At 65.5% G+C, this 2,656-nt stretch carries 2 protein-coding genes; both read left to right on the forward strand.

Annotated features, from left to right (window positions below; translation table 11 throughout):
• The first annotated feature begins 269 nt into the window (after positions 1–269).
• Positions 270–1,892 carry a citramalate synthase gene (gene cimA, locus ABYW26_RS13000; protein WP_372605331.1) on the forward strand — a complete coding sequence of 541 codons (1,623 nt, stop codon included), beginning with the start codon at positions 270–272 and terminating at the stop codon, positions 1,890–1,892.
• Complete coding sequence (locus ABYW26_RS13005) at positions 1,889–2,656, forward strand: squalene/phytoene synthase family protein (protein ID WP_372605332.1); 768 nt, start codon at positions 1,889–1,891, stop codon at positions 2,654–2,656. The genes cimA and ABYW26_RS13005 overlap by 4 nt, the downstream gene beginning before the upstream one ends.

The raw sequence follows: 2,656 nt of genomic DNA on the forward strand, positions 1-2,656 counted from the left end.
AAAGCAGAACAAGGACTTCTCGAAAGTGGATGCGCTCAAGGCTAAGTTAGTTGACGCGGGTCTGGACGTCCTGATGAGCAAGGATGGCGTAGAACTCCGAGTCAGATCGAACTTCGACCCCTCTAAACTTGAGGGGCTGCTATGACCCAAACCAAGTTTCTTCAGCCCGTGCGCCAGCACGGGAAGCGCCCGACCGCCCCCACAGCGGGCGCTTTCGCGCCCCCCTCGGTCGGGCTCTGCCCGTGTTCCTCCAAGGCAGGAAAATAAAAATGACCAAAGAAAAGCTCTATATCTTCGACACCACCCTGCGCGACGGGCAGCAGACGCAGGGTGTGCAATTCTCGACCGAGGAAAAGATCACCATCGCCAACACGCTGGACGCTCTGGGCGTCGATTACATCGAAGGCGGCTGGCCCGGTGCCAACCCTACCGACAGCGCGTTTTTCGACGCCGCGCCCAAGACCCGCGCCACCATGACCGCGTTTGGCATGACCAAGCGGGCCGGGCGCTCGGCTGCGAATGACGAGGTGCTGGCCGGGGTCTTGAACGCCAACACCCCCGCCGTCTGTCTGGTCGGCAAAAGCCATGATTTCCATGTCACCACAGCGCTGGGCATAACGCTGGACGAGAACCTTGAGAACATCCGCGCCTCGATCGAGCATATCGTCGCCCAAGGCCGTGAGGCGCTGTTCGATGCCGAGCATTTCTTTGACGGCTATAAGGCCAATCCCGATTACGCGCTGTCCTGCGTGCTGACCGCCTATCAGGCCGGGGCGCGCTGGGTGGTGCTGTGCGACACCAATGGCGGCACCCTGCCGGGTGAAGTGGGCGCGATCACCGCAACCGTGATCAATGCCGGTATCCCCGGCGATCATCTGGGCATCCACACCCATAACGACACCGGCAACGCGGTGGCCAGCTCGCTGGCCGCGATCGACGCCGGGGTGCGGCAGGTGCAGGGCACGCTGAACGGGCTGGGCGAGCGGTGCGGCAATGCCAACCTGACCACTCTGATCCCGACGCTGCTGCTGAAAGAACCCTATGCCAGCAGCTTTGACTTTACTGTCAGCCACGACGATCTGGCCGGGCTGACCCATGCCTCGCGGCTGCTGGATGACATTCTGAACCGCGTTCCGGTCAAATCGGCGCCCTATGTCGGCGCCTCGGCCTTCGCGCATAAGGCCGGGCTGCATGCCAGCGCGATCCTGAAGGATCCGACCACCTATGAGCATATCGACCCGGCAGTGGTCGGCAATTCGCGCATCATCCCGATGTCCAATCAGGCCGGTCAGTCGAACCTGCGCCGCCGTCTGGTCGAAGCCGGGCTTGAGGTCGCTGCCGGTGCGCCCGAACTGGCGTTGATCCTGGACGAGATCAAGGAACGTGAATCGCAGGGCTACAGCTATGACACCGCGCAGGCCAGTTTCGAGCTGATCGCCCGCCGGGCGCTGGGCCGGTGCCCCGATTTCTTCGAGGTCGAACGCTACCGCGTCATCACCGAGCGCCGTCGCAACGCCCGTGGCAAGATCGTCGTCGCCTCCGAGGCGGTGGTGACCGTGCAGATGCGCGATGGCAAGACCACCAGCTTTTACCAGAACGACAACCAGCATGACGAACAGGACAGCGGCCCGGTGAACGCGCTGTTCAAGGCGCTGGCATCGGATCTGGGCAAGTATCAGGCGCTGATCGACGACATGCATCTGGTCGATTTCAAGGTGCGGATCACCAGCGGCGGCACCGAGGCCGTCACCCGCGTCATCATCGACAGCGAGGACAGCAAGGGCAACCGCTGGGCCACCGTCGGCGTCAGCGCCAATATCGTCGATGCCTCGTTCGAGGCGCTGGTCGATGCGATCAACTGGAAACTGATCCGCGACGGGGCGCGCCCGTGACGGTTCAGGCCTGCGCCGATCTGGTTCAGCGCGGCGATCCCGACCGGTTTCTGGCGGTGATGGCGGCGGCCCCCGCCGCCCGCGCGGTGCTGTTTCCGATCTATGCCTTCAATCTTGAGGTGGCGCGCGCGCCGTGGGTGGCGTCCGAGCCGATGATCGCCGAGATGCGCCTGCAATGGTGGCGCGATGCGCTGGACGAGATCGCGCAGGGCGGCGTGGTGCGCCGGCACGAGGTGGTAACGCCGCTGGCCGAGGTGCTGGACGGCGCGGGGGCGGCGGTTCTGGATGATCTGATCGCGGCCCGGCGCTGGGAATGCTACCGCGATCCGTTTCAGGATCAGGCCGATTTCGACCGCTATATCGACGCCACTGCCGGGCACCTGATGTGGGTCGCGGCGCGGGCCTTGGGCGCCGGGGGCGGCGAGGCCGCGATCCGCGATTACGCCTATGCCAGCGGTGTGGCCAACTGGCTGCGGGCGGTTCCGGCGCTTGAAGCGCGCGGGCGGATCCCGCTGCTGGATGGCCGCCCCGAAGGTGTGGCGGCCTTGGCGACCGGCGCTTTGGTGCGGCTCAAGGCGGCGCGGCGGGCAAAGCGTTCGGTCCCGGCGGCGGCGCGTCCGGCGCTGCTGGCGGGCTGGCAGGCCGAGGCGGTGCTGAAACTGGCCGCGACCGACCCGGCCGCGGTGATCGACGAGCGTCTGGTGCAATCGGATTTTGCCCGCAAGGGCGGCTTGCTGGGGCAAGCGCTGACCGGGCGCTGGTAG

This window comes from Actibacterium sp., assembly GCF_041584535.1.
In the GTDB taxonomy this organism is placed as follows: domain Bacteria; phylum Pseudomonadota; class Alphaproteobacteria; order Rhodobacterales; family Rhodobacteraceae; genus Actibacterium_D.